Below are 21183 nucleotides of genomic sequence, written 5' to 3'. Positions count from 1 at the left end.
TCAAGTTTCCTGGTTAACGGTGCTCCAGGAAACGGAACTTTCTCAAGCACATGCCAAACGCCAACCTTCTTCTCTTCGTCGGCGAGGCGCTGGTCTACGTGACGGCGATGATCGGGCTGTTGCACCTTCGTGCCCGACTGGGGCTCGGGGTATTTGTCGCCGCCCTTGGCGTCATGCACTTCATCGAAACCTATCTCGCTGCGGTGTTCTATGTGCAACTGCCGTTCGGCGTGATCTCGCCGGGATCGGCCGTCCTGTTTTCCGGCAAGTTGATGATGATCCTCCTCCTCTATGTGAAGGAGGACGCAGCAACGGTGCGCCAACCGATCTATGGCCTGCTCGCCGGCAATTTCCTGACGGTGGCGCTCAGCCTTCTGCTGCGGCAGCACGATACGGTGTCGATCGTCGCGGAGCGCTCCGCCGACCTCGCCTTCATCGACGAGATGGGATGGCTGATGGTCTGGGGGACGACGATCCTCTACTTCGATGCGCTGATGATCATCCTGCTCTACGAGCGCCTCGGTCGTTGGTTGCGTCACTTCGTGACCGTCCGTTTCCTCATCTGCGGTGTAGCGGTGCTCACATTCGATCAGGCCGCCTTCTATGCGGCGCTTCGCTGGTGGAACAACGCGCCGGCGGAGGTCTTCTGGGGCGGCTGGATGGCGAAGATGCTGGCGGCGCCCTTCTATGCCCTTGCCGTCGGCCTTTATCTCAACCTCTCGCGCCACCCGTCGCTTGCCATGTCGGACCGGCCGCTCGGCGACATTTTCAACACGCTGACCTTCCGCGAGCGCTACGAGGATCTGTTGTCGCGCTCCGGGCAGGACACGCTGACCGGCTCGCTCGACCGTAGCCGGTTCGAGGTCGAGGCACCGGAAATGCTGCGCGCGGCCAGCGGCGCGAACGCTGCCGTCACCCTGATGATCATTGACGTCGATCACTTCAAGGGCGTCAACGATCGCTTCGGGCATCTCGAGGGCGATCGCGTGCTCCAACAACTGGTCGAAACGGTGAAATCGAAGATTCGCCCCGTCGATCGCCTGTTCCGCTACGGTGGCGAGGAGTTCGTCATCCTTTGTCCGGAGATGGACCACGTGGATGGGCTGCGGCGCGCCGATGAAGTCCGGATCGCGATATCGAGCCAGTTGTCGACGCCGGATGGACGCCCGGTGACGGCGAGCATCGGCCTATCGTCGACGCCGGCCGATGGGGGCTCGGTCGAGCATCTGCTGGCGCAGGCCGATCTGAGGCTCTATGCCGCCAAGGGACGCGGCCGCGATTGCGTCGTCGGCCGGTAGGGTCTGCGGCCGCCTTCAGATGCCGACATTCGGCCGGTCGATGATTTCGCGCAGCGAGAAGCTCGAGTTGATCTTCACCACGTGGGGCAGGGCCGAAAGCCAGTCGCGGTGAATGCGCTCGTAGTCCTGCAGATCCTTGGCCGCCACCCGCAGGATATAGTCGTATTCCCCCGACATCAGGTAGCAGACGAGCACGTTCGGACAGAGCTTTACCGCCGCCTCGAATTCGGCGAGCGTCTTGGCGAACTGCCCCGAGAGCGAAATGTGCACGATGACCATGATCTGGTAATCGAGCGCCTTGTGGGCGATCCGGGCATGGTATCCGGCGATCGTTCCCGACTTTTCCAGGATGTCGACCCGGCGCGAGCAGGCCGACGGCGAGAGCCCGACCTTGGCCGCGAGGTCAGCATTCGAGATCCGGCCGTTCTGCTGAAGAATGCGCAGAATCGCATGATCGATGGCGTCAAGTTCGCTCATTGGTGATTTCCCTCAATATTGCGCCTATTGCCGCAATATTCTTCGAAATCAATGCGCTCAGGCTTTCGTCTTTGCAAGGACATTCGATTGTCCGCGTGTTTTGCTGATTGCCTCGTCAAAAGCGGCGCAAAGCCCATTACAGGAGAGGAACGCAAGAATGCGTGTCGGTTGCCCGAAGGAAATCAAAAACCATGAATATCGTGTCGGCCTGACGCCCGGCTCGGTGCGTGAATATGTTGCCCATGGCCACGAGGTAATCGTGGAAACCAAGGCCGGGGCAGGGATCGGCGCGGACGACGATGCGTACCGTGCCGCTGGCGCGAAAATCGTCGCGACGGCAAAGGACGTGTTCGAAAAGTCGGACATGATCGTCAAGGTCAAGGAGCCGCAGCCTTCCGAATGGGCGCAGCTGCGCGAAGGCCAAATTCTCTATACCTATCTGCATCTTGCGCCCGATCCGGAACAGACCAAGGGCCTGCTCAATTCCGGCGTCACGGCGATTGCCTACGAGACCGTCACCGACGATCGCGGCGGCCTTCCGCTGCTCGCGCCGATGTCCGAAGTTGCCGGGCGCCTGGCGATCCAGGCTGGTGCGACCTCGCTGCAAAAGGCCAATGGTGGCCGCGGCATCCTGCTCGGCGGCGTTCCCGGCGTGCTGCCGGCCAAGGTGACCGTCATCGGTGGCGGGGTCGTCGGCCTGCATGCCGCCCGCATGGCGGCGGGTCTCGGGGCTGACGTCAGCATCATCGATCGCTCGATCCCGCGTCTGCGCCAGCTCGACGATCTCTTTGCCGGCCGCGTGCACACACGCTATTCGACCATCGACGCGCTGGAAGAGGAAGTCTTCTCCGCCGACCTCGTCATCGGGGCCGTGCTGATCCCGGGCGCTGCGGCACCGAAGCTCGTGACCCGCGAAATGCTGACCGGCATGAAGAAGGGGGCTGTCATCGTCGACGTCGCCATCGACCAGGGCGGCTGCTTCGAAACCTCGCACGCGACGACCCATTCCGAGCCGACCTATGAGGTCGACGGCATCGTGCATTACTGCGTTGCGAACATGCCGGGCGCGGTGCCTGTGACCTCGGCGCATGCGCTCAACAACGCCACGCTGCATTATGGTCTGCAGCTCGCCGACAAGGGCCTCAAGGCGATCGCCGAAGACCGACATCTGCGCGCCGGCCTCAACGTGCACCGCGGTCGCGTCACCAACGCACCCGTCGCCGAAGCGCTCGGCTATGATGCCTACGCGCCCGAGGCAGTCCTGAACGTCGCCTGACAATCGTTTCGGCCCGGCAGCAATGCCGGGCCGATTTCGCCTCAGGCCAGCTCTATCCGGCACTGGTAGCAATTGTTCCGGGTGGAGCGGACGTGCACGGACGTAACGTCCGGTCTCGACAGCAATTCTGTCGCGCGACTTTCCACGTCTTCCCTGGCAACAACGTCGCCGGTTCCATAGACGATGCGCTCGTCCGCGCCGTAGCCGCGCAGCAGGTAGTCGGCGCGTGAGTTCAGGATCGGCGGCAACACTTCGCCATGATGCGCCGGGCAGGCCTCGGCATGCATGAACACGGGCCCGGTTTCCGCATAGGGCTGCAACGAGGAAAACGGCCGAAGCGCGAAAACCAGATAGGGCGCGCCGGCCTCGACATAATCCAGGCAATGACGGCAGGGTACGCCGCCGCCGTCGGAGATCTGTCGCTCCGGCGCATTGCCATAGGCGTCCAGCCCGCCCTCTCTCATCCTGCGGGCTTCCGCGTCAGACATCGGAATATAGCGCAACGACATAGTGTATCTCCTTGATCGGCTTTTGTTGTTCGATCAGGAGAGTGCACCGGCCGCAGCAATCGGGACACCCGGAACTTGCCGGATGGTGTTCTTCAGAGGTTCTTCACCAGCTTCAGAAGTTCGGCATCGGTCAAAGGCTGGACCGTGGCTTCGCGGGTCGCGACCGGCGAGAAGCCGAATTGCTGATAGAGCTGCAGCGCGCGGGGATGGTCGAGGTTGTTGGTGGTCACCGTCAGCTTGCTCGGATTCAGCGCCCAGGCAGCAAACAGCGTCTGCAGCAGGAACCACTTGCCGAGCCCGAGGCCGAGAGCGTGTTCCATCAGTCCGAAATGCACAAGCTCGACCACGTCGTCGTCGCCCTGATGCAGCTCGAAGAATCCGGCCGGCGCGCCGTTGACGTAAAGGACCGTTACGCTCCGCCTCTTGTCTCCAAGCAGGGCAGCCAGATCCTCGTCGCTCATCCGCAGCCGTTCGGTCCAATGCCAGCGGCGTCCGACGCGCAGATAGAGAAACCGATAGTAGCCGAGCGGAATGTCGGAGACGCGCAGGATCGCGGTCTGGATATTGACCGGCATCGGCAGGCTCTGCTTCGGCGGAGCCGTCATTTCGAGTTCGGTGACGTGCGCCGTCAGCGAGGCGAGCTTCGGAGTGCGCATGGCGTCACTCGCGACCCGTGACGACAGCGGTGTCAGCGCGTCCGCCCCATTCCGACCAGGATCCGTCATAGAGCGTGTTGTCGGTGTGGCCGAGCGACTGTAGCGCCAGGGTGATGATGGCAGCAGTCACGCCCGATCCGCAGGTGGTGACCACGGGCTTCGAAAGATCGACGCCGGCGGCAGCGAATGTCTGGCGGAGGCTCTCGAGATCCTTGAGCTTCCCGTTTTCCGAAAAGGCGCCGGACGGCAGGCTGTGGGCGCCCGGCATGTGGCCCGAACGAAGACCGGCGCGCGGCTCGGCTTCCTCGCCATAAAAGCGCGGGGCGCCGCGGGCGTCGGCGATCTGGGTCGCGCCATCGGCGACGATCTGCTTCATCCCCGCGAGAGACGTGACCGCGGCCGGCGTGAAGCTCGGTGTGAACGTGGCCGGCTTGGGCGAGGGGACGTCCGTGCTCACGGGCCGGCCTTCCCGGTTCCAGCCGTCCATGCCGCCATCGAGCACATAGACATTCTTGGCGCCCATGATGCGCAATTCCCACCATACGCGCGGCGCCGTCATGATGCCGGGGCCGTCATACACGACGATCGTGTCGCTCTCGCTGACGCCGAGCGCGCCGACGGCTTCGGCAAAAGCTTCCGGCGAAGGCAGCGTGTGCGGCAGGCCACTCGTATGGTCGGCAATGGCGTCCTGGTCGAAGAAGACCGCACCGGGAATGTGCCCGGCGTCGTATTCCGCCTTCGGGTTGCGCTTCTGTGCCGGCAGGTACCACGACGCGTCGAGGATCCGGATCAAGGGATCGCCAAGGCGCTCCTGCAGCCAATCGGCGGAAACGACAAAGGCGCTCTTGTTGTTGGTCACGGTCGCAACTCCTTACTCAAACTGATGCGCGGTCTTCGGGGGTACCGAAGCGGATACGGAACCGGCGGTTCTCCTTACCCTTTTTCTCGATCTTGGCGATGTGGATGGCGCCGACTTCCTGCGTTTCCGACACATGCGTGCCGCCGCAGGGCTGACTGTCGATCGCCGAATTCTCGCCGATGCAGACAAGGCTGACGCGCCCAAGGCCGATCGGCGGGCGAACATTCTTCGACTTGACGATGCCGGGGTTGGCGGCGAGTTCGTCGTCGGTGATCCACTGGACGTAAACGGGGTGGTTTTCGTCGACGAGCTTCATCAGCGCTGTCGTGACCTCGTCCCGGTCGATCGTCTCGCTCATGTCGAAATCGACACGGCTCTCGTCCTCGCCGACCGAGGCTCCGGTGATCGGGAAGGGACAGACGACCGAAAGAAGGTGGCAGGCCGTGTGCATACGCATCAGCCGGTAGCGGCGCGGCCAGTCGATGTGCAGAACCAGCTTCTCGCCGATCTCGGGTGCCGGCTGGCCCTCGGCCGGCACGTGGATGATGATGTCCTTGGTCTGCCCATGGCGGGCGACCGCGATGTCGATGCGGCTGCCATCGGCGCGCTCCAGAAAGCCCGTGTCGCCGGGCTGGCCGCCGGAGGTGGCATAGAAGCAGGTCTGATCAAGCTCGATCCCGCCGTCTTCGAGGATTCCGGTGACATTGGCCTCGCAGGTCGAGAGGTAGAAGTCGTCACGGAAGAGGGCGGTCACGGTCCTGGTCATCGCATTCCTATCCAACTGATTCGTATGGCACTGCAATGTTGGAAGCCGTCTTCAACCACGTTGGCACCGGCAGCCCCTTGGAGGCGAGGAAGTCCGGGTTGAAGAGCTTCGACTGATAGCGGTTACCATAGTCGCACAGGATCGTCACGATCGTATGTCCCGGTCCGAGATCCTTGGCGAGCCGCACCGCGCCGGCGATGTTGATGCCCGTCGAGCCGCCGACGCAGATGCCTTCCCGCTCGATCAGATCGAAGACGTACGGCACCGCTTCCGAATCGGGGATCTGGTAGGAGAAGTCGGGCGTGAAGCCTTCGAGGTTGGCGGTGATGCGGCCCTGGCCGATGCCTTCGGTGATCGAGCTTCCCTCGGACTTCAGTTCGCCATTGGTGTAGAAATTGTAGAGTGCGGCCCCTTGCGGATCGGCAAGGCCGATCTTGATCGCCGGGTTCTTCGCCTTCAGCCCTTGCGCGACACCGGCTAGTGTTCCGCCGGAGCCGACGGCGCAGATGAAGCCGTCGACCTTGCCATCCGTGTCGCGCCAGATCTCGGGCGCCGTGGTCTCCACATGGGCGTCGCGGTTGGCAACGTTGTCGAACTGGTTGGCCCAGATCGCGCCGTTCGGCTCGGACTTGGCCAGTTGCTCGGCGAGCCGGCCGGAAATTTTCACGTAGTTGTTGGGGTTCTTATAGGGAACGGCCGGCACTTCGACGAGCTCGGCGCCAAGCAGCCGCAGGGCGTCCTTCTTTTCCTGGCTCTGTGTTTCCGGGATGACGATGACGGTGCGGTAGCCGAGTGCCTGGCCGACGAGCGCCAGCCCGATGCCGGTGTTGCCGGCCGTGCCTTCGACGATGACGCCGCCCGGCCGCAACTGCCCGGTGCGTTCCGCATGGCGGATGATCGAAAGGGCCGCCCGGTCCTTCACCGATTGTCCGGGGTTCAGAAACTCGGCCTTGCCGAGGATCGTGCAGCCTGTCGCGTCGGAAACGGATTTCAGCCGGATCAGGGGCGTGTTTCCGATTGCTTCGAGCACGGACGGGAGAATGGCCATTTTCAGAACCTCGTGTTTGAAGACAGGCACCGCGGCAAGGCGGCACGTACCAGGTAAAAACGAACGGCGGGCGGCGAATATCGACAACGTTCCGGGACCGCCGAAATGTTGGCGTGTTTTCGGCTCAGCCTGCACTTCAGGCAAGAAATAGCGTTTCGCCGTCGCTCTGTCCCGAACAAAAATCGTCTCCAGGGACGGCGAGAGCCGGCGGCAAGGAGCGCTGCCGCGAAGAAGGGCCGGGCAAGTCATTTTTCGCCCACAGAAGGAGATGCGTACGTGTTTCCCGGCGCGTGCCGAGGAGTGAGTGATGAGTATTCAATCTACGAAATCGGAACAGAAACTGGCTTGGGTAACGGGCGCAAGCTCGGGAACCGGGCGGGCACTGGCGCTTGCGCTGGTGCGCGAAGGCTACTCCGTCGTCGTGACGGCGAGAAACCACGACAGGCTCGTGGATCTGCAGCATGAAGCGGCAAGTGAAGGGCGGATCACCGTGCTCGACGGCGATGTCACCGACCCCGCCGACATGGAGCGGGTGATGGCGGCGATCGAATACGATCACGGGCATCTGTCTCTCGTGGTGCTGAACGCCGGGGTCGCGCTGCCGGTGCGGGGAGACGAGCTTCACCGCGAGGCCTTCGAGAAGAGCTTTGCCGTCAACCTCAACGGCGTCGTCAACTGTCTCTTGCCGGCGGTGGAGCACATGAAGGCGCAGGGGTACGGACACATCGCCATCGTCTCGTCGGTGGCCGGCTATGGCGGATTGCCGACCAGTGCCGCCTATGGCGCCACCAAGGCCGCGCTGATCAATATGGCTGAAAGCCTGAAGTTCGATCTGGACCGGCTCGGTATCAGGCTGCAGATCATCAGCCCCGGCTTCGTCGATACGCCCGGGACCGCACATATCCGATTTCTGAGACCAGCACCGGTGACCAGCGAGGAGGCGGCAAGGCGTATCGTCGCCGGCCTGAAGTCGCGACGGTTCGAGATTGCCTTCCCGCGCCGCTTTGCCTACGCGGTGAAGCTCATGGATCTTTTGCCCTACAGCCTCTATTTCCGCGTGTTGAGCTGGCTGACCCGCGGCAAGGCGGAGGCCATGGAAGGCAAGAAGCACGCCGGACCCGGCGGGCACCCGCGTCAGGCGGTGTGAAGCACCAGCACAGCGCCGAAGATGAGCGCCAGCCCGACCCAGCCGATCGGCTTCAGCTTCTGGCCGAACAGGAAACGGCCACAGATGGCCGTCCCGAAGATCCCGGTTGCGCCAAGCACGGCATAGGCAATGGCGAGCTCCATGCCCTTGGTGGCTTCCGCCAGGAAGGCAAAGGCGGCGAGCACCAGCAGGATCGAGAGAATGCCCCAGCCACGGCGGGCGAACCCCTCCGATTTCGTCGATGCAAGGTTGGCCCCAATATCGAGGATGCCGGCCACGACCGCGAGAACGAAGTAGATGCTAGGCGCGCTCATCGGCGGCTCCTTCACGCGCTGCTTCGTTTTCCTCATGATACTCGCCTGCATTGACGAGCAGGATGCCGACGATCGCCATCGAAAGCCCGAGCATTTCGCGTCCGGTCAGCACATGGCCGAAGACGAAAACCGAAACCAGTGTGATGATGGCGACCCCCGAACCTTCCCAGATCGCGTAGGCGACGCCGACCGAAATCGTCTTCACGGCCTTCGCCAGGAAGACGTAGGAGAGCGCGATCGAGACATACATGACGATGTGGCCGAGGTAGGAGCCGCTTTCGGAAGCGGCCTTCATCACCGTCAGGCCCACCACTTCGGTCGCGATGGCGAGCGCGAGGAAAAACCATGCAAGACGCATGCTGTACCTTTGAACAGAAACTTGGATCGACCGCCTCTTAAGCGCTACGGGTGACGCGGTAAAGACGCGGCGTACGCTTCACTCGAAGACGATCTGCCGGACATCGATGTTGCGGGCGCGGAACCCGGCCTCGCAATAGTAGAAGTAGAACTCCCACAGCCGCTTGAAGCGCAGGTCGAAGCCGAGCGGCTCGATCCGGTTCCAGACCGCCCAGAACCGCTCCCGCCATTCGCCGAGCGTGCGGGCATAGTCTACCCCGAAGCCGAAGTCGTTGATCATCCGCAGGCCGACATTGCGGCCAAGCTCGACCAGATGCTCGCGCGTCGGCAGCATCCCGCCTGGGAAGACGTATTTCTGGATGAAATCCGGATTGGAGCGATACTCCTCATAGGATTCGGGCTTGATCGTGATGATCTGCAGTCCGGCCTTGCCGCCGGGTTTCAGGCACCGCTTCAGCTGCGAGAAATAGGTTGCCCAGAATTTTTCGCCGACCGCCTCGAACATCTCGATCGAGACGATGCGGTCATAGGTGCCTGTTTCCTCGCGATAGTCCTGGAACTTCAGTTCGACACGGTCGGCAAGGCCGGCCCGCTGCATGCGCTCGCGGGCGAAGGCCAGTTGCTCGCGGCTGATCGTCAGCCCGGTGACCTTGCAGCCGATTTCCGCTGCCGCGAACTCGGCAAAGCCGCCCCAGCCGCAACCGATCTCGAGCACGTGGTCGCCGGCACGCAGATTCGTCGCCTCGGCCAGCGCGCGGTACTTGGCTTTCTGCGCCGAGCGGAGATCGTTGGCGCCGGTGGCGTAGAGCGCGGACGAATAGGTCATGCTCGGATCGAGCCATTCGCTGTAAAACGCATTGCCGAGGTCGTAGTGGGCCTGGATGTTGCGGCGGGCGCCGGAGCGGGTGTTGGCATTGCGCCAGTGCAGGAACTTGTCGAAGAGGCGCAGAAGTCCGCGCGCGCGGTTCGGGAAATTATTGCCGATTTCGGCGTTGACGAGGAAGAGTTCGAGAAAGGCGCCGACATCGGGACTGTCCCAGTCGCCGTCGATGTAGCTTTCCGCGGCCCCGATGGTGCCGCCTGAAATGGCGCGCTGGGGCAGGTTCCAGTTGTTGAGATTGAGGATGGCGCTGGGGCCGGCCCTGGCGCCTTTGATCACCAGCCGGCGACCATCTGGCGTGGCGAGCATCAGCGTTCCCACCTGAAGGTGCACCAAGGCGCCAAGCACCATGCGCGCCTTGAGCGGAAAATCCCGCACGGCCGTCGCCAGGTTGTCGGAAGATAGCTCCACCGCATCGGAAAATGCAGCAAAATCGGCTTCCAGGTTACGCACACACCACCCCCTCAGCTGTTGCATCCGTAAGGTGAGCCTAGCCGCAATCGGGCAAGACGCCAACTGAGGAATTCTACCGGAGGGTCTATGGGCCCTCGGAATCTCCCGGCGCGCCTGTGACTTGCCGGAAAGCCGCCAGTGCCCGATCCCGCGCAACGGCATGGTCGACCATCGGTTTGGGATAGGTCGTACCAAGTTCGATGCCGGCTTCCGCAAGGGCTGTGGCGGGCGCTGCGAAGGGGCGATGGACATAGCGCGGGGAAAGGCGCTCCAGTTCCGGCACGAAGCGCTTCACATAGAGACCATCGGGGTCGAATTTTTCGCCCTGCAGCAGCGGATTGAAGATCCGGAAGAACGGTGCGGCGTCCGCGCCCGATCCGGCGACCCACTGCCAGCTTGCGCCATTGTTGGCCGGATCCGCGTCGACTAGCGTGTCACGGAACCACGCTTCTCCCTTTCGCCAGTCGACGAGCAGGTCCTTGATGAGAAAGGAGGCGACGATCATGCGGACGCGATTGTGCATGTAGCCGTGACGCCACAGCTGGCGCATGCCGGCATCGACGATCGGGTATCCGGTGAGGCCCTTGGTCCAGGCGGTGAAATTGTCCTCGTCGTTCAGCCAGTGGAAGCGGTCGAATCGACGGTCGAGGTTGCGGCGGGGGAGCTCAGGATAATGAAACAGCAGATGGTAGGAGAATTCGCGCCAGGCGAGCTCCTTGCGGAAGGTGGCGGCCCCTTCGCCGCTGTCGGCCTGGGGGCCGGCTGCCGCATGCCAGGCCTGCGCCGGCGAGATTTCTCCAAACGCCAGATGGGGCGAGAGCAGGGATGTGCCATCCGCATCGGGAAAGTCGCGGCGACGTTTGTAGGCGTCGAGCTTTTCGTCGATGAATTCTTCGAGGCGGGTGGCCGCGCCGTCTTCGCCCGGCGTCCAGACCTCGCTGAATGTTGCTGCCCAGTCCGGCTTTGTCGGTAACAGCGACCAGTCGTCGAGGCGCTCCGATCGCGGCCAGGTTTCCGGTGCTGCAATATGGTGCGGCCGGTCGATCGGCGGTGCCGGCTCGTTTTTCAGCTCGAGCGCGCGCCAGAACGGCGTGAACACGCGGTAGGGGCCGCCCGTGGTCGTCAGCAGCCGCATGGGCTCGTGCAGCAACTGTCCTGCAAAGCTCTCGGCGGTGATGCCCCGTTCGGCCAGCGCCTTCTTAAGCGCGGTATCCGTGGCGATGCCGCTCGGGTCGTAGCGGCGGTTCCAGTAGATGCGCTCCGCGCCGCTTGCGCGCGCGATCTCGACGATCACGTCCAGCGGCGTGCCTGATCGAAGAACGAGGCTTGAAGCGCACTCGGTAAGACTTGCGCCCAAAGCTTCAAGCGAATGGTGCAGCCACCACTCCTGAGCCGCGCCGAGCGGACCGTTGCCGCTGTCGGCGGGTTCGCGAATATAGAGGGGAATGACGGCGGCTTCGCCGGCAGCGGCCGAAAGGGCGCGATTGTCGGCCAGGCGAAGATCCTTGCGGAACCAGACGATGATGGGCGGCGCCGCGGCCTTTGTCATGGAGAACCATCGGGAGGTTGGGGATTGATCACCCAGGGAACATAGGTGCAAAATGAAAAAGAGCCATTCGCATCGCTGCAAATGGCTCTTTTAGAAAGTGGCTCCCCGGGCCGGATTCGAACCGGCGACCTGTCGATTAACAGTCGAATGCTCTACCGCTGAGCTACCAGGGATCATCCGCGCCGCTGTTGTGCTGTGCGCTTCAGAAGTGAGGCTGCTAATACGCATGCTTTTCTGATTTGCCAAGCGCTTTTTTCAAAAAAAATGACAAGTTCCGTTGCGAGGCTGTGGAGAAGTCCCCAATTGTGGGAAAACACGCCGGATAGGGAATGATGAATAAAAACAGGAAGCAGATGCATTTCGGCATTGATCCGCAGACACGACAGATCGTGCTGGGCAAATGGCGCATCGCGCTGCCCGACTCTCCGCTCTTGCGCATCCTGCTGGGTTCGCTGCTGGTGTTCTGCGGTTTTCTCGGCTTCCTGCCCGTGCTGGGCTTCTGGATGATACCGCTGGGCCTGATCGTGCTTTCCCACGACATTCCCTCGGTTCGCCGCCGTCGTCGTCGCCTGGCCGTCTGGTGGGCGCGCTGGCGCGGGAAAACCAATTCCTCGAAGGGTTCCTGAGCCGAACGCCGTTTGCCGCTCCTCTTGTTGCGGGCAGGGGCCGTTCCCAGTCCTTCGGGCGGTCGCGGTTCGATTCCCGAATATTTCAAGAACCGCCGTGATGCTCAGGGCGAATGACCGGTTCGTCGCAGGCTTCCCCTCTGTTGGGGTACCCTCGAAAACTTTTCGGCAACCCATCAAACGCATAATGCGGTCTCGAATCAGGATGGGGACCGATGGCCAAAGCCACTACGAAACGTCGACGCCGCAGTTCGGGCAGAAGCAGCAGCAAGCAGGGCGGCATGGCGCCGTGGTATCTGGCCGCAGCGCTCACCCTTGGCGGCGTCATGGCCTATGACCATCGCGCCGAGTTGCGGCACTGGCCCGTGGTTTCCGATGTCGTGGCTTTTGCGTCGCGAACGGAAACGAAGCCGAAGCCTCCGCGTGCCGTTCCTGAAGCGCAGGAGCGCGTCGCGCATCAGGCGGACAGGCACAAGCCTAATCCGAAGCCCGACCCGGTCACGAAGGTCGCCCTGGCCGCACCGGTGCCGTCGGTGAATGTCGGCGTCACGCCGCCAACCCCCGTCGTGCGGCCGAATGAAGAGGTGAAGACGGCGTCCATCCGCACCGACCAGTTTTATTTCTGCGGCATTCGCAACGACAACTGCGTGATCGATGGCTCCACCTTCGTCTTTCATGGCGAGACGATCCGTGTCGCCGACGTCGATGCGCCGCGAATCCGCCAGGCAAGCTGCGACAAGGAGCGTTCGCGCGGCTTCTACGCCAAGCAGCGCCTGCGCGAGTTGCTGAACGCGGGCGACTTCAAGCTGGTTTCGGCAGGCGGGCGATCAGACGCCAAGGCCGGCGAAAAACTGCGCCTGGTTACCCGTGGCGATCAATCTCTTGGACGCGTGCTTGTCTCCGAGGGGCTCGTGCGCCCGTGGGATGGACGCCCGACGCCCTGGTGCTGAGATCAACCGGGAGCCGATCGGCGGGCATCGGCGATCGTTCTGTGGAAAGTATCTATCCAACAAATCGACGGCGCGTTTTTCAGAAAATGCCTCTTGCGGTTTTTCTGCAATCATTCTAAATCCGCGCCAACGCTTGGTTATCCGAGCTGTGAGGCCTCGTGGCGGAGTGGTGACGCAGAGGACTGCAAATCCTTGTACCCCGGTTCAATTCCGGGCGAGGCCTCCAAAAATCTCACCTCGTTTGAATTGGTTTGACGTTCTGCCTTAGGGCAGCGCGGGTCGTTTCGCGACCCCACGTCCGCGCAAGCCACGTCTCCTATGCCTCCGTCGGATCTTATCGCTTCGGTGAAATCGGTAGAGGGGGAACGATGACTCCGCTGAGATCAGCCGCATCGGTAGCGTCCGTCAACATTAAGAACGGAGGCAATGGCATCAATGAAAAAGAGACTGATCCTGACGGCGTTGGCGTGTTTTGCGGCGACCGCTATTGAGGCGCACGCTGACGACCTGGTTTTCCAGCTGAAGAACAACACCAGCGTGGTACTGACGAACTTCTATACGTCACCGGTCGGCGTCAATGAGTGGGAAGACGATGTTTTCGGTCGGCAGGTCCTGAACCCCGGCGAGAGCATGGAGATCACCATTGCCGACGGGCGGGACGTCTGCAAATACGACATGCGATTCGAATTCGAGGAGGGCTCGGCCCTCGATACGACCGAGGACACGCAGGATCTCTGCGAGCTCGGAGAATATACGATCCACGAATAGACGATCTGGATTTCACCCGAAATGGAAAGAGCCTCGCCAATTGCCTTGGCGAGGCTCTTTTTTGATCCGGTGTTCTGCCTGCAGCTCAATGGTAGCGGCGGATCAGCCCGACAAGCTTGCCCTGGATCTTCACGCGATCCGGTCCGAAGATGCGCGTCTCGTAGGCGGGGTTGGCGGCTTCGAGCGCAATCGACGCGCCCTTGCGACGGAAGCGCTTCAGCGTCGCTTCCTCGTCGTCCACGAGCGCCACGATGATGTCGCCGGGATTGGCCGAGTTGCCGTTGCGGATGATCACCGTGTCGCCATCGAAGATGCCGGCCTCGATCATCGAATCGCCCTTCACTTCAAGGGCGTAATGTTCGCCGCTGCCGATCATGTCGAGCGGCACGGTGATGTCATGGGTGTTGTTCTGGATTGCCGAGATCGGAACGCCGGCAGCGATGCGCCCCATCACCGGGACGGAAACTGACGTGCTTTCGGCAACTGGGGCGGGCTTCGGCGCGGCAGGAGCGGCCGCCGGCGGCTTTCCAAGGCTGCCTTCGATCACGCTCGGCGAGAAGCCTCTGCGCGGCTGCTGCTGGCCGGCGGCGTAGGCTTCCGGAAGCTTGATGACTTCGAGCGCGCGCGCCCGGTTCGGCAGCCGGCGAATGAAGCCGCGTTCTTCGAGCGCGGTGATCAAACGGTGGATGCCGGACTTCGACGCCAGGTCGAGCGCATCCTTCATTTCATCGAATGACGGCGGTACGCCCGACTCCTTCATGCGTTCGTGAATGAACAGAAGCAATTCCTGTTGCTTGCGGGTCAGCATGGCACGTCGCTCCAGAGGCGTGAAACAAATCAAGAACAGACACTATCTGTTCCATATGTGTTCCGCAAGTGCCTAAAATTCCGTGAATTCAGGCAATTGGCCGCTTCTGCGGGTGTCGATCGGTCACTTTTGCGGGAGCAGGGCGCCTATCGGCGACGGTGCGTGCCAAAAACGCGCCGGCAGGCACCAGTCGCGCAGCTGATTCGAGCGAATCACGGGGCTCTATGAGGAGAGATTTAGGTCGCTTGCGAGGTCGAGCAGGCGTCCTCGAACTCCTTCACCGTCTCTGCGCTGTTGTCTTCCGGAAGCACCGCGTCGGCCGCGTCGGTCGCGACGGGCGTGTCGCCGTCATAAACGAAGGACTGGATGTAGAACGCCAGCGCGCCCTTCCACACGTTGCGTCCATCGATCTGGTGGCACGGCACGGCCCGTTCGAAATCGGTCTGGAGTTCATCCACCGTCGCAGCGCTGAGCTTGACGTCAGGCATATTGGGCGATGCGACTATCGAAGCGAGAAGCAGGGCGGCAAGCACGGGGAACGTCCACTTGATGAAGGGGTGGCACTACAGGGTGGGAAACGATGTGAACCGTGCTTTCGTTCCGAAGTCCAGCAAGCATGGCGATCACTCTGCCGTGTTCAACAGCTCTTTGCCTGCAGGCTGTGTCTGATTTGCGCCAGCCGCTGCACCTCGAGTTCATCTTGACCGTTCCTCTTGCGACGGGCGAAGAACGCACCGGCACTATCGGCTCTGGGGCCGGGGGTGGGGGATGCGCAAAAATCCCTGCGAGGAAGGGGCTTCACCGTCTCGACAGGAGGTCAAAAAAAGATAACTTTGCGTGGAAAGTGGGGTAATTGCATGCGTAGATTGTCGTTGGTGGTGCTCGGTCTGTTGCTCACGGCCGGAGCGGCGTCTGCTGAAGAAGGGCGTTCGAACATCTGGAAACGGATCAACGCCTGGACGGTGGGGTCCGATCCTTCCCTTGGAGGCTCGTGTTACGCCGCGACGAGCTATGATGCCGGCGCGATCCTTCGTATCGGGTTTTATCCGCGGGGGTCGGCGAACCTGGCGTTTCTTTCGATCGGCAATGCCGAGTGGAAATCCATCGAGCCGCAGCGGGAATATGACGTCGCCCTGCAGCTCGACCGTGGTCGCCAGTGGCCGGCCGTTGCGTTCGGCGTCGATCTTACCGGCGCCAAGGCCCTCGTCGTCAACTTTTCCAACACCGACTTCTTTACCGAATTCGTTCGCAAGAACACCTTGGCGCTGGCCTTCGAGGGACGCGTCGTCGCGAGCCTCAGCCTGCGCGATTCGATGAAGGCGGTGAGCGAGATGTTCAAATGTCAGGAGGCGGTGAGCGCCCTGATCCCGAATGGCGGGCAGGGGGCAGCGAACGATCCCTTTGCTGGCGCCGGTGGCACTGCCCCGAACAACGATCCGTTTGCCGGTGGCGGCCAGACCAAGTCGTCGAAAGATCCTTTTGCCATGTGATGGGCGCGTCCGCTTGCCGCAGAGAGGTGAATATTCCTAAAATGTTGCTGGTATCGGGCTCGGTACCCTCGACAGCGGCGCGGGGACCTATCAAAATGCGGGCAAACGGGGGTTTTGCATGCGTAGATTGCTGGTCGGATTGGTAAGCTGTCTGATCGCCGCGGGATCGGCTGCGGCTGAGGAGTCCGAAATCATCAAGTGGAAGGACGTCGACGGTTGGACCGTTGCATCCGACACCTCGATGGAGGGCTCCTGCTTCATCTCGTCGGAATTCGACGGCGGCGTCACCTTGCGCCTCGGGTTCTATCCCAAGGGCTCCGAGTCGCCGCTCTACATGAGCTTCGCCAGCGACGACTGGCGGTCGCTCGAGGTCGGCAAGGAATACGACCTGACGTTCCGCTTCGACAAGACCGAGCCCTGGAGCGCTTCGGCGACCGCCGCTGGCGACGCGAGCGGAAAGTTTCTGTTCGTGAACGTGACCGACGCCGAGTTCCTGACGGGCTTCGTGCGCAAGCGGGGCTTGGCCATCGCGTTCGAAGATCGCGTCATCGCCAATCTCAGCCTGCGTGGCACCGGCCCCGCAGCCGAAGAGCTGATGAAGTGCCAGAAGGCAGTCGACGAGATCATCGCCGACGAGGGCCGCAAGTCCAAGGAGAAGAAGGCGGATCCGTTCAATGCACCGAGCGAAAAACGCTCGGCACGGGATCCGTTTAGCCTCTGAAAACAGGGGCGCGCGAGCGGGCGTTGTTGCGCGAAGGCCGGGCGGTGGCCGGGACGAGTGGTGTCCCCAGAGAAACTCGAACTTGCGATCTGCTGATTACAAATCAGCCACTCCTCCAGTGCTTCGGCAATTGGCTCAATTCTGTTTGCCTTGGTGGAGCCGAAGGGAGTCGAACCCTCGACCTCCGCAGTGCGATTGCGGCGCTCTCCCAACTGAGCTACGGCCCCGTGCCATCCAGTCAACACGACGGCCGCCGAGCCTGTCAATAGACGCGCGCCAGCACGCCCGCTCGAACGTCGTTGCCCGATAAGTGTTGCTCGATCCGGCTAGGAGGAGCGAGGCCGTCGGGCTCTGAACCGCTTCTGAACTCCACCCATTGTCGAACTCTGCCGGCGGGTTTACCCTGCAACCGGACGATGGCGCTCCGTGAGCCTCGTTGAAGTGTCGGCGGTACACGCCAACCATGAAATGCCGTCCGGGCACCGGTTGTGAACGCCATGATGCCCGCGCCAATTACACGATTTTCGTATGTGAGATAGGCCCCTGCCGGCCCGCTGTTCCCATCAGAAACCTCTCCGTGGCCCGGCGATTGGAGGAGGATTGGCAAATGGCTCAGATGATGAAGGCGGCCGTGGTCCGGCAATTCGGCGCGCCGCTGACGATCGACGAATTGGCGGTGCCCACGCCGCAGCCGGGGCAGATCCTGGTCAAATACGAAGCAACGGGCGTTTGTCATACCGATCTCCATGCCGCAAACGGCGACTGGCCGGTAAAACCCAGTCCACCGTTCATTCCCGGACACGAGGGCGTCGGCTATGTCTCGGCGGTCGGCGCCGGCGTCAAAAGAGTGAAAGAGGGAGACCGGGTCGGCGTTCCCTGGCTTCACAGCGCCTGCGGCTACTGTCCGCATTGCCGTACGGGTTGGGAGACGCTGTGCGCGGCCCAGTCGAACACGGGATATTCGGTCAACGGAACGTTTGCGGAGTACGGACTGGCGGATCCTGATTTCGTCGGCAGCCTGCCGAACGCGCTGGAGTTCGGCCCTGCCGCGCCGGTGCTCTGCGCGGGTGTGACCGTCTACAAGGGATTGAAGGAGACCGAAGTCCGTCCTGGCGAATGGGTGGCAGTCTCCGGCATCGGGGGGCTCGGCCACATGGCCGTGCAATACGCCAAGGCGATGGGCATGCATGTCGTCGCCGCCGACATTTTTGACGACAAGCTGGCGTTGGCAAAGCAACTGGGCGCCGACATCACGGTCAACGGCAAGGCGAAGGATGCGGTCGAGCAGGTCATCAAGGCTACCGGCGGCGTGCATGGCGCGCTTGTGACTGCCGTCTCACCGGCTGCGATGGAACAGGCATTCGGCTTCCTTCGCTCGCGCGGCACCATGGCGCTCGTCGGCCTTCCCCCCGGCATGATCTCTGTGCCGGTCTTTGAAACGGTTCTGAAGCGCATCACGGTGCGTGGTTCGATCGTCGGCACCCGCCAGGACCTGGAGGAATCGCTGCAATTCGCCGCCGAAGGCAAGGTCGCGCCGCATTTCTCGTGGGATAGCCTCGAGAACATCAACGAGATCTTCCGCCGCATGGAAGCCGGCAAGATCGACGGTCGCATCGTGATGAGCCTGCAGTAATCGACTTGGCCTGGTTGGTCGAGGCTCACCGGGTCCATGCCCAAGTGACACGTGTCGAGCATTTATTCTTGTGCGCTTTCCTTCAATCGCCGGTCGCCAGTGAGTCGTCCGGCGAAATGCCGATAGACCTTTTGCGGAAAGGAAATGGCAATGCGCAAAGGCATGTTCTCAGACCAGCATGCACTGTCCAGGCGCGACCTCCTGCTGGTGGCGGGGACCGCAGCGGCCACGCTGACCGCCTATAGTCACGCCGCCCGTGCCGCAGCGGGCGCAAGCAACCTCGCAATCGACGAGGTGAAGCAGGATGAGGACGTCTTTGCCTATATCAGCAGGATCAAGGGTGGCTTTGACGAGACGACCTATCGGCAGGTGCTGGGATGCGCGAATGCCTTCAAGGAAGGCGACCAAACAATCGGTGTGGCTGCGGACAGTGACGCGTCCCGAACGAACGCACGAGGCCTCCTGGCAAGAACGAAGATCGCAGACCTCGATCGGCACCCTCTGTTTGAGGACGATCTGCAACGACTGATCTGGCAGACCACCGACAAGGTCCAGCAGGAAAAGCTGAAGGACTGGACCATGGGCCAGCTGAAGGAATTTCTTCTGACCAAATCGGAAGATGAGATCAAAGGCGTCATGTATGGCCTGACCAGCGATACCATCGGCTGTGTGCCGAAACTGATGAGCAATGACGAGCTGATCGCCGTCAGCCAAAAGATCTTCAATGTCATGCCCGGCACCAAGTTGGGGGCCAAGGGATACATGGGCGCACGGATCCAGCCGAATTCGCCGACCGACCATCCCGACGACATCATGTGGCAGGTCTTCGACGCGTTTTCCTACGCGACCGGAGATATCGTCATCGGTACCAACCCGGTGGACAGCACCGTCGACAGCGTGGTCACGGTGGAGCGGGCGCTGAAAGACATCGTGGATACGTTCAAGCTGGTAGACGTCATTCCGTGGTGCGTGCTCGCCCACATCGACGTCCAGGGTGAGGTCAGCGAGGACTTTCCCAGCACAGTCTCCACCTTGTTCCAGAGCCTTGCCGGTACGGATGATTGCAACAAGATCTTCGACATCACCAATGAGAAGATCCTGAAATATGCAAACGCGAAGGCAGGGGAGCGCTACGGTCTCTACTTCGAAACCGGGCAAGGATCGGAATTCACCAACGGCGCGGCAAACGGTGTCGACATGATGGTGCTTGAGTCCCGGAAGTACGGGTTCAGCCGGGCCATCGGCATGGAACTTGCGAAAGTGCAGCCGAAGGGCGCATGGCTGCATGTCAACGATGTCGCCGGCTTTATTGGGCCTGAAGTGTTCAAGAGCCGGGAACAACTCGTGCGGTGCTGCCTCGAGGACATGGTGATGGGCAAGCTCCACGGCCTGACCATCGGCCTCGATATCTGCACCACCCTGCACATGACCGTCAGCCTGGACGATCTCGATTGGTGCCAGGACCAGATCATGCCGGCCAACCCGGCCTACCTGATTGCTCTGCCCACCAAGAACGACCCGATGCTGAGTTATCTCACGACCGCATTTCAGGACCACGTGCGCGTGAGGGATAAGTTCGGCTTCAAGGTCAACGATGCGATGTGGGATTTCTACAAACGACTTGGAATAGTCGGCAAGGACAACACCTACACGTCAAATTATGGCGATCCCCTCTGGGTCTATTACCAGTACCGCCTCGCCAAGGGGGACAAGCGGCCGAAGGAGAAGGTTTACGCCGAGGGTCGGCGGCTGATGACGGAAGTCGAGGCAAGGGGCGTGGATCTGGCGACGGGCCATGGTGAGAAGATATGGGATCTCAACCCGGCGCTCGCGACGAAGGTGAGGGGTCTTTACGACGACGCCAAACTCTCTCTTTGGGCCGAACTTACGCCGGATTTCATTGCGGCCGTGCCCAGCGTCGTCCCGGTTCGCACGCTGTCCAAGGATCGGAACGACTACATCGCGCACCCGACCACCGGTGAAACGCTGAGCCCGGACTCAATCAAGGCTATCGAAGCGATCAGGGCGTCGTGGAAAGGCGATATGCCCAAGGGCCAGATCGTCATTTCAGATGGCCTGAACGCCAAGGCCATCATGGATGACGGCCATCTTTCGCCCTATCTGGAGGAAATGCGCAGGCTGCTCGGCGATGCCGGCGTCTCGGTGAGCGACAAGAACATCCTGGTCACCAGCGGCAGGGTGCGGGCTGGCTACAGGATCGGCGAGACGTTGTTTGCCGACGCCGATCCCAACACCTTTCGAGGAATTCTCCACATCATCGGCGAGCGGCCCGGGACCATGCACCATGCCTACTCCGTCTACATCACCGTCGCCAAAGGAAAGCGTTGGGCGGAGAAGGACATCGATCACGACATGACGAAGCTGGTCAGCAACGTCGCCGACACAGCACTTGCACCTAAAGAAGCGGCGAAGGAAACCTTGACCATTATCCGGGAGATCATCGGCAAGGACGTCAACGGCAGCCGGCGCTTCGGGTGACCCTGAACGCGTTGTAGGGCAACAAGGCACTCGCTGTCCGGTGGCGTCGGCGGTCGTGCATCGTGTCGCCGCCGCATGCTGCTGCTTTCGGAGGGCAGA

General features: G+C 61.9%; 22 protein-coding genes and 3 tRNA genes. 11 read left to right on the top strand and 14 right to left on the bottom strand.

Annotation, left to right across the window (positions count from 1 at the left end):
- Nucleotides 1–50 precede the first annotated feature (50 nt).
- Nucleotides 51–1298 carry a diguanylate cyclase gene (locus OKW20_RS14305; protein ID WP_429173099.1) on the top strand — a complete coding sequence of 416 codons (1248 nt, stop codon included), beginning with the start codon at nt 51–53 and terminating at the stop codon, nt 1296–1298.
- A 15-nt stretch (nt 1299–1313) separates the two neighbouring features.
- On the opposite strand, the gene OKW20_RS14300 is transcribed toward OKW20_RS14305, so the two are convergent.
- Nucleotides 1314–1775: an Lrp/AsnC family transcriptional regulator gene (locus OKW20_RS14300; RefSeq protein ID WP_034791115.1), complete on the bottom strand. Its 462-nt coding sequence runs from the start codon at nt 1773–1775 to the stop codon at nt 1314–1316.
- Between the two features lie 157 nt (nt 1776–1932).
- Here OKW20_RS14300 and ald point away from each other — a divergent pair, with 157 nt between their 5' ends.
- Complete coding sequence (gene ald, locus OKW20_RS14295; protein ID WP_205238945.1) at nt 1933–3051, top strand: alanine dehydrogenase; 1119 nt, start codon at nt 1933–1935, stop codon at nt 3049–3051.
- 41 nt (nt 3052–3092) lie between these two features.
- Here ald and OKW20_RS14290 read toward each other — a convergent pair whose 3' ends face one another.
- The 5 genes from OKW20_RS14290 to OKW20_RS14270 form a co-directional block, all read right to left on the bottom strand.
- Nucleotides 3093–3560: a DUF1203 domain-containing protein gene (locus OKW20_RS14290; protein ID WP_429173096.1), complete on the bottom strand. Its 468-nt coding sequence runs from the start codon at nt 3558–3560 to the stop codon at nt 3093–3095.
- A 92-nt stretch (nt 3561–3652) separates the two neighbouring features.
- Nucleotides 3653–4216 carry a GNAT family N-acetyltransferase gene (locus OKW20_RS14285; protein WP_429173094.1) on the bottom strand — a complete coding sequence of 188 codons (564 nt, stop codon included), beginning with the start codon at nt 4214–4216 and terminating at the stop codon, nt 3653–3655.
- 4 nt (nt 4217–4220) lie between these two features.
- Nucleotides 4221–5075 (bottom strand): 3-mercaptopyruvate sulfurtransferase, encoded by an 855-nt coding sequence (gene sseA / locus OKW20_RS14280; protein WP_429173092.1) that lies wholly within the window; start codon nt 5073–5075, stop codon nt 4221–4223.
- A 16-nt stretch (nt 5076–5091) separates the two neighbouring features.
- Nucleotides 5092–5841 carry an alanyl-tRNA editing protein gene (locus OKW20_RS14275; protein WP_429114418.1) on the bottom strand — a complete coding sequence of 250 codons (750 nt, stop codon included), beginning with the start codon at nt 5839–5841 and terminating at the stop codon, nt 5092–5094.
- Nucleotides 5842–5848: 7 nt separating this feature from the next.
- Nucleotides 5849–6889, bottom strand: coding sequence for a cysteine synthase A (locus OKW20_RS14270; protein WP_429114417.1), 1041 nt, complete (start codon nt 6887–6889; stop codon nt 5849–5851).
- Between the two features lie 304 nt (nt 6890–7193).
- Between OKW20_RS14270 and OKW20_RS14265 the strand changes: the two genes are divergently transcribed.
- Nucleotides 7194–8036 carry an SDR family NAD(P)-dependent oxidoreductase gene (locus OKW20_RS14265; RefSeq protein ID WP_429114414.1) on the top strand — a complete coding sequence of 281 codons (843 nt, stop codon included), beginning with the start codon at nt 7194–7196 and terminating at the stop codon, nt 8034–8036.
- Here the strand turns inward: OKW20_RS14265 and OKW20_RS14260 are convergent.
- From OKW20_RS14260 to OKW20_RS14240, 5 genes are all read right to left on the bottom strand, one after another.
- Complete coding sequence (locus OKW20_RS14260) at nt 8024–8350, bottom strand: SMR family transporter (protein ID WP_043620407.1); 327 nt, start codon at nt 8348–8350, stop codon at nt 8024–8026. The two genes, OKW20_RS14265 and OKW20_RS14260, sit on opposite strands and share 13 nt — an antisense overlap.
- Complete coding sequence (locus OKW20_RS14255) at nt 8337–8708, bottom strand: SMR family transporter (RefSeq protein ID WP_429114412.1); 372 nt, start codon at nt 8706–8708, stop codon at nt 8337–8339. Before OKW20_RS14255 ends, OKW20_RS14260 begins: the two co-directional genes overlap by 14 nt.
- 78 nt (nt 8709–8786) lie before the next feature.
- Entirely contained in the window at nt 8787–10064 is a 1278-nt protein-coding gene (locus tag OKW20_RS14250) for a class I SAM-dependent methyltransferase (RefSeq protein WP_429114410.1), read from the bottom strand.
- A 61-nt stretch (nt 10065–10125) separates the two neighbouring features.
- Nucleotides 10126–11589 (bottom strand): cryptochrome/photolyase family protein, encoded by a 1464-nt coding sequence (locus tag OKW20_RS14245; RefSeq protein WP_429114408.1) that lies wholly within the window; start codon nt 11587–11589, stop codon nt 10126–10128.
- 98 nt (nt 11590–11687) lie between these two features.
- A tRNA-Asn gene (locus OKW20_RS14240) sits at nt 11688–11762 on the bottom strand.
- Between the two features lie 159 nt (nt 11763–11921).
- On the opposite strand from OKW20_RS14240, the gene OKW20_RS14235 reads away from it, so the two are divergent.
- The 4 genes from OKW20_RS14235 (at nt 11922) to OKW20_RS14220 (ending at nt 13933) form a co-directional block, all read left to right on the top strand.
- Entirely contained in the window at nt 11922–12215 is a 294-nt protein-coding gene (locus tag OKW20_RS14235; RefSeq protein ID WP_043614612.1) for a hypothetical protein, read from the top strand.
- A 215-nt stretch (nt 12216–12430) separates the two neighbouring features.
- Entirely contained in the window at nt 12431–13165 is a 735-nt protein-coding gene (locus tag OKW20_RS14230) for a thermonuclease family protein (protein WP_043614241.1), read from the top strand.
- 152 nt (nt 13166–13317) lie between these two features.
- Nucleotides 13318–13391: transfer RNA gene (locus OKW20_RS14225), tRNA-Cys, on the top strand.
- A 209-nt stretch (nt 13392–13600) separates the two neighbouring features.
- On the top strand, nt 13601–13933 hold the full coding sequence (locus OKW20_RS14220; RefSeq protein ID WP_156134018.1) for a hypothetical protein: 333 nt from the start codon (nt 13601–13603) through the stop codon (nt 13931–13933).
- Between the two features lie 85 nt (nt 13934–14018).
- On the opposite strand, the gene lexA is transcribed toward OKW20_RS14220, so the two are convergent.
- The gene (gene lexA, locus OKW20_RS14215) at nt 14019–14741 is read right to left on the bottom strand and encodes a transcriptional repressor LexA (RefSeq protein ID WP_043614246.1); all 723 of its coding nucleotides are present in this window, start codon (nt 14739–14741) and stop codon (nt 14019–14021) included.
- Nucleotides 14742–14977: 236 nt separating this feature from the next.
- Nucleotides 14978–15229, bottom strand: a complete 252-nt coding sequence (locus tag OKW20_RS14210; RefSeq protein ID WP_052201701.1) for a hypothetical protein — start codon at nt 15227–15229, stop codon at nt 14978–14980.
- Nucleotides 15230–15502: 273 nt separating this feature from the next.
- On the opposite strand from OKW20_RS14210, the gene OKW20_RS14205 reads away from it, so the two are divergent.
- Complete coding sequence (locus OKW20_RS14205) at nt 15503–16231, top strand: hypothetical protein (RefSeq protein WP_429173089.1); 729 nt, start codon at nt 15503–15505, stop codon at nt 16229–16231.
- Nucleotides 16232–16349: 118 nt separating this feature from the next.
- Nucleotides 16350–16952: a hypothetical protein gene (locus OKW20_RS14200; protein WP_156134020.1), complete on the top strand. Its 603-nt coding sequence runs from the start codon at nt 16350–16352 to the stop codon at nt 16950–16952.
- A 151-nt stretch (nt 16953–17103) separates the two neighbouring features.
- On the opposite strand, the gene OKW20_RS14195 is transcribed toward OKW20_RS14200, so the two are convergent.
- Nucleotides 17104–17179: transfer RNA gene (locus tag OKW20_RS14195), tRNA-Ala, on the bottom strand.
- Nucleotides 17180–17559: 380 nt separating this feature from the next.
- On the opposite strand from OKW20_RS14195, the gene adhP reads away from it, so the two are divergent.
- Both adhP and OKW20_RS14185 read left to right on the top strand, forming a co-directional pair.
- Nucleotides 17560–18585, top strand: a complete 1026-nt coding sequence (gene adhP / locus OKW20_RS14190; RefSeq protein WP_429114403.1) for an alcohol dehydrogenase AdhP — start codon at nt 17560–17562, stop codon at nt 18583–18585.
- Between the two features lie 150 nt (nt 18586–18735).
- Entirely contained in the window at nt 18736–21084 is a 2349-nt protein-coding gene (locus OKW20_RS14185) for an ethanolamine ammonia-lyase (protein ID WP_429173086.1), read from the top strand.
- Nucleotides 21085–21183 lie beyond the last annotated feature (99 nt).

This window comes from Ensifer sp. LBL (genome assembly GCF_050435225.1).
Taxonomy (GTDB): domain Bacteria; phylum Pseudomonadota; class Alphaproteobacteria; order Rhizobiales; family Rhizobiaceae; genus Ensifer.
The sequence above is the reverse complement of the archived record's forward strand: the minus strand, read 5'-3'. Positions and strand labels throughout refer to the sequence as shown.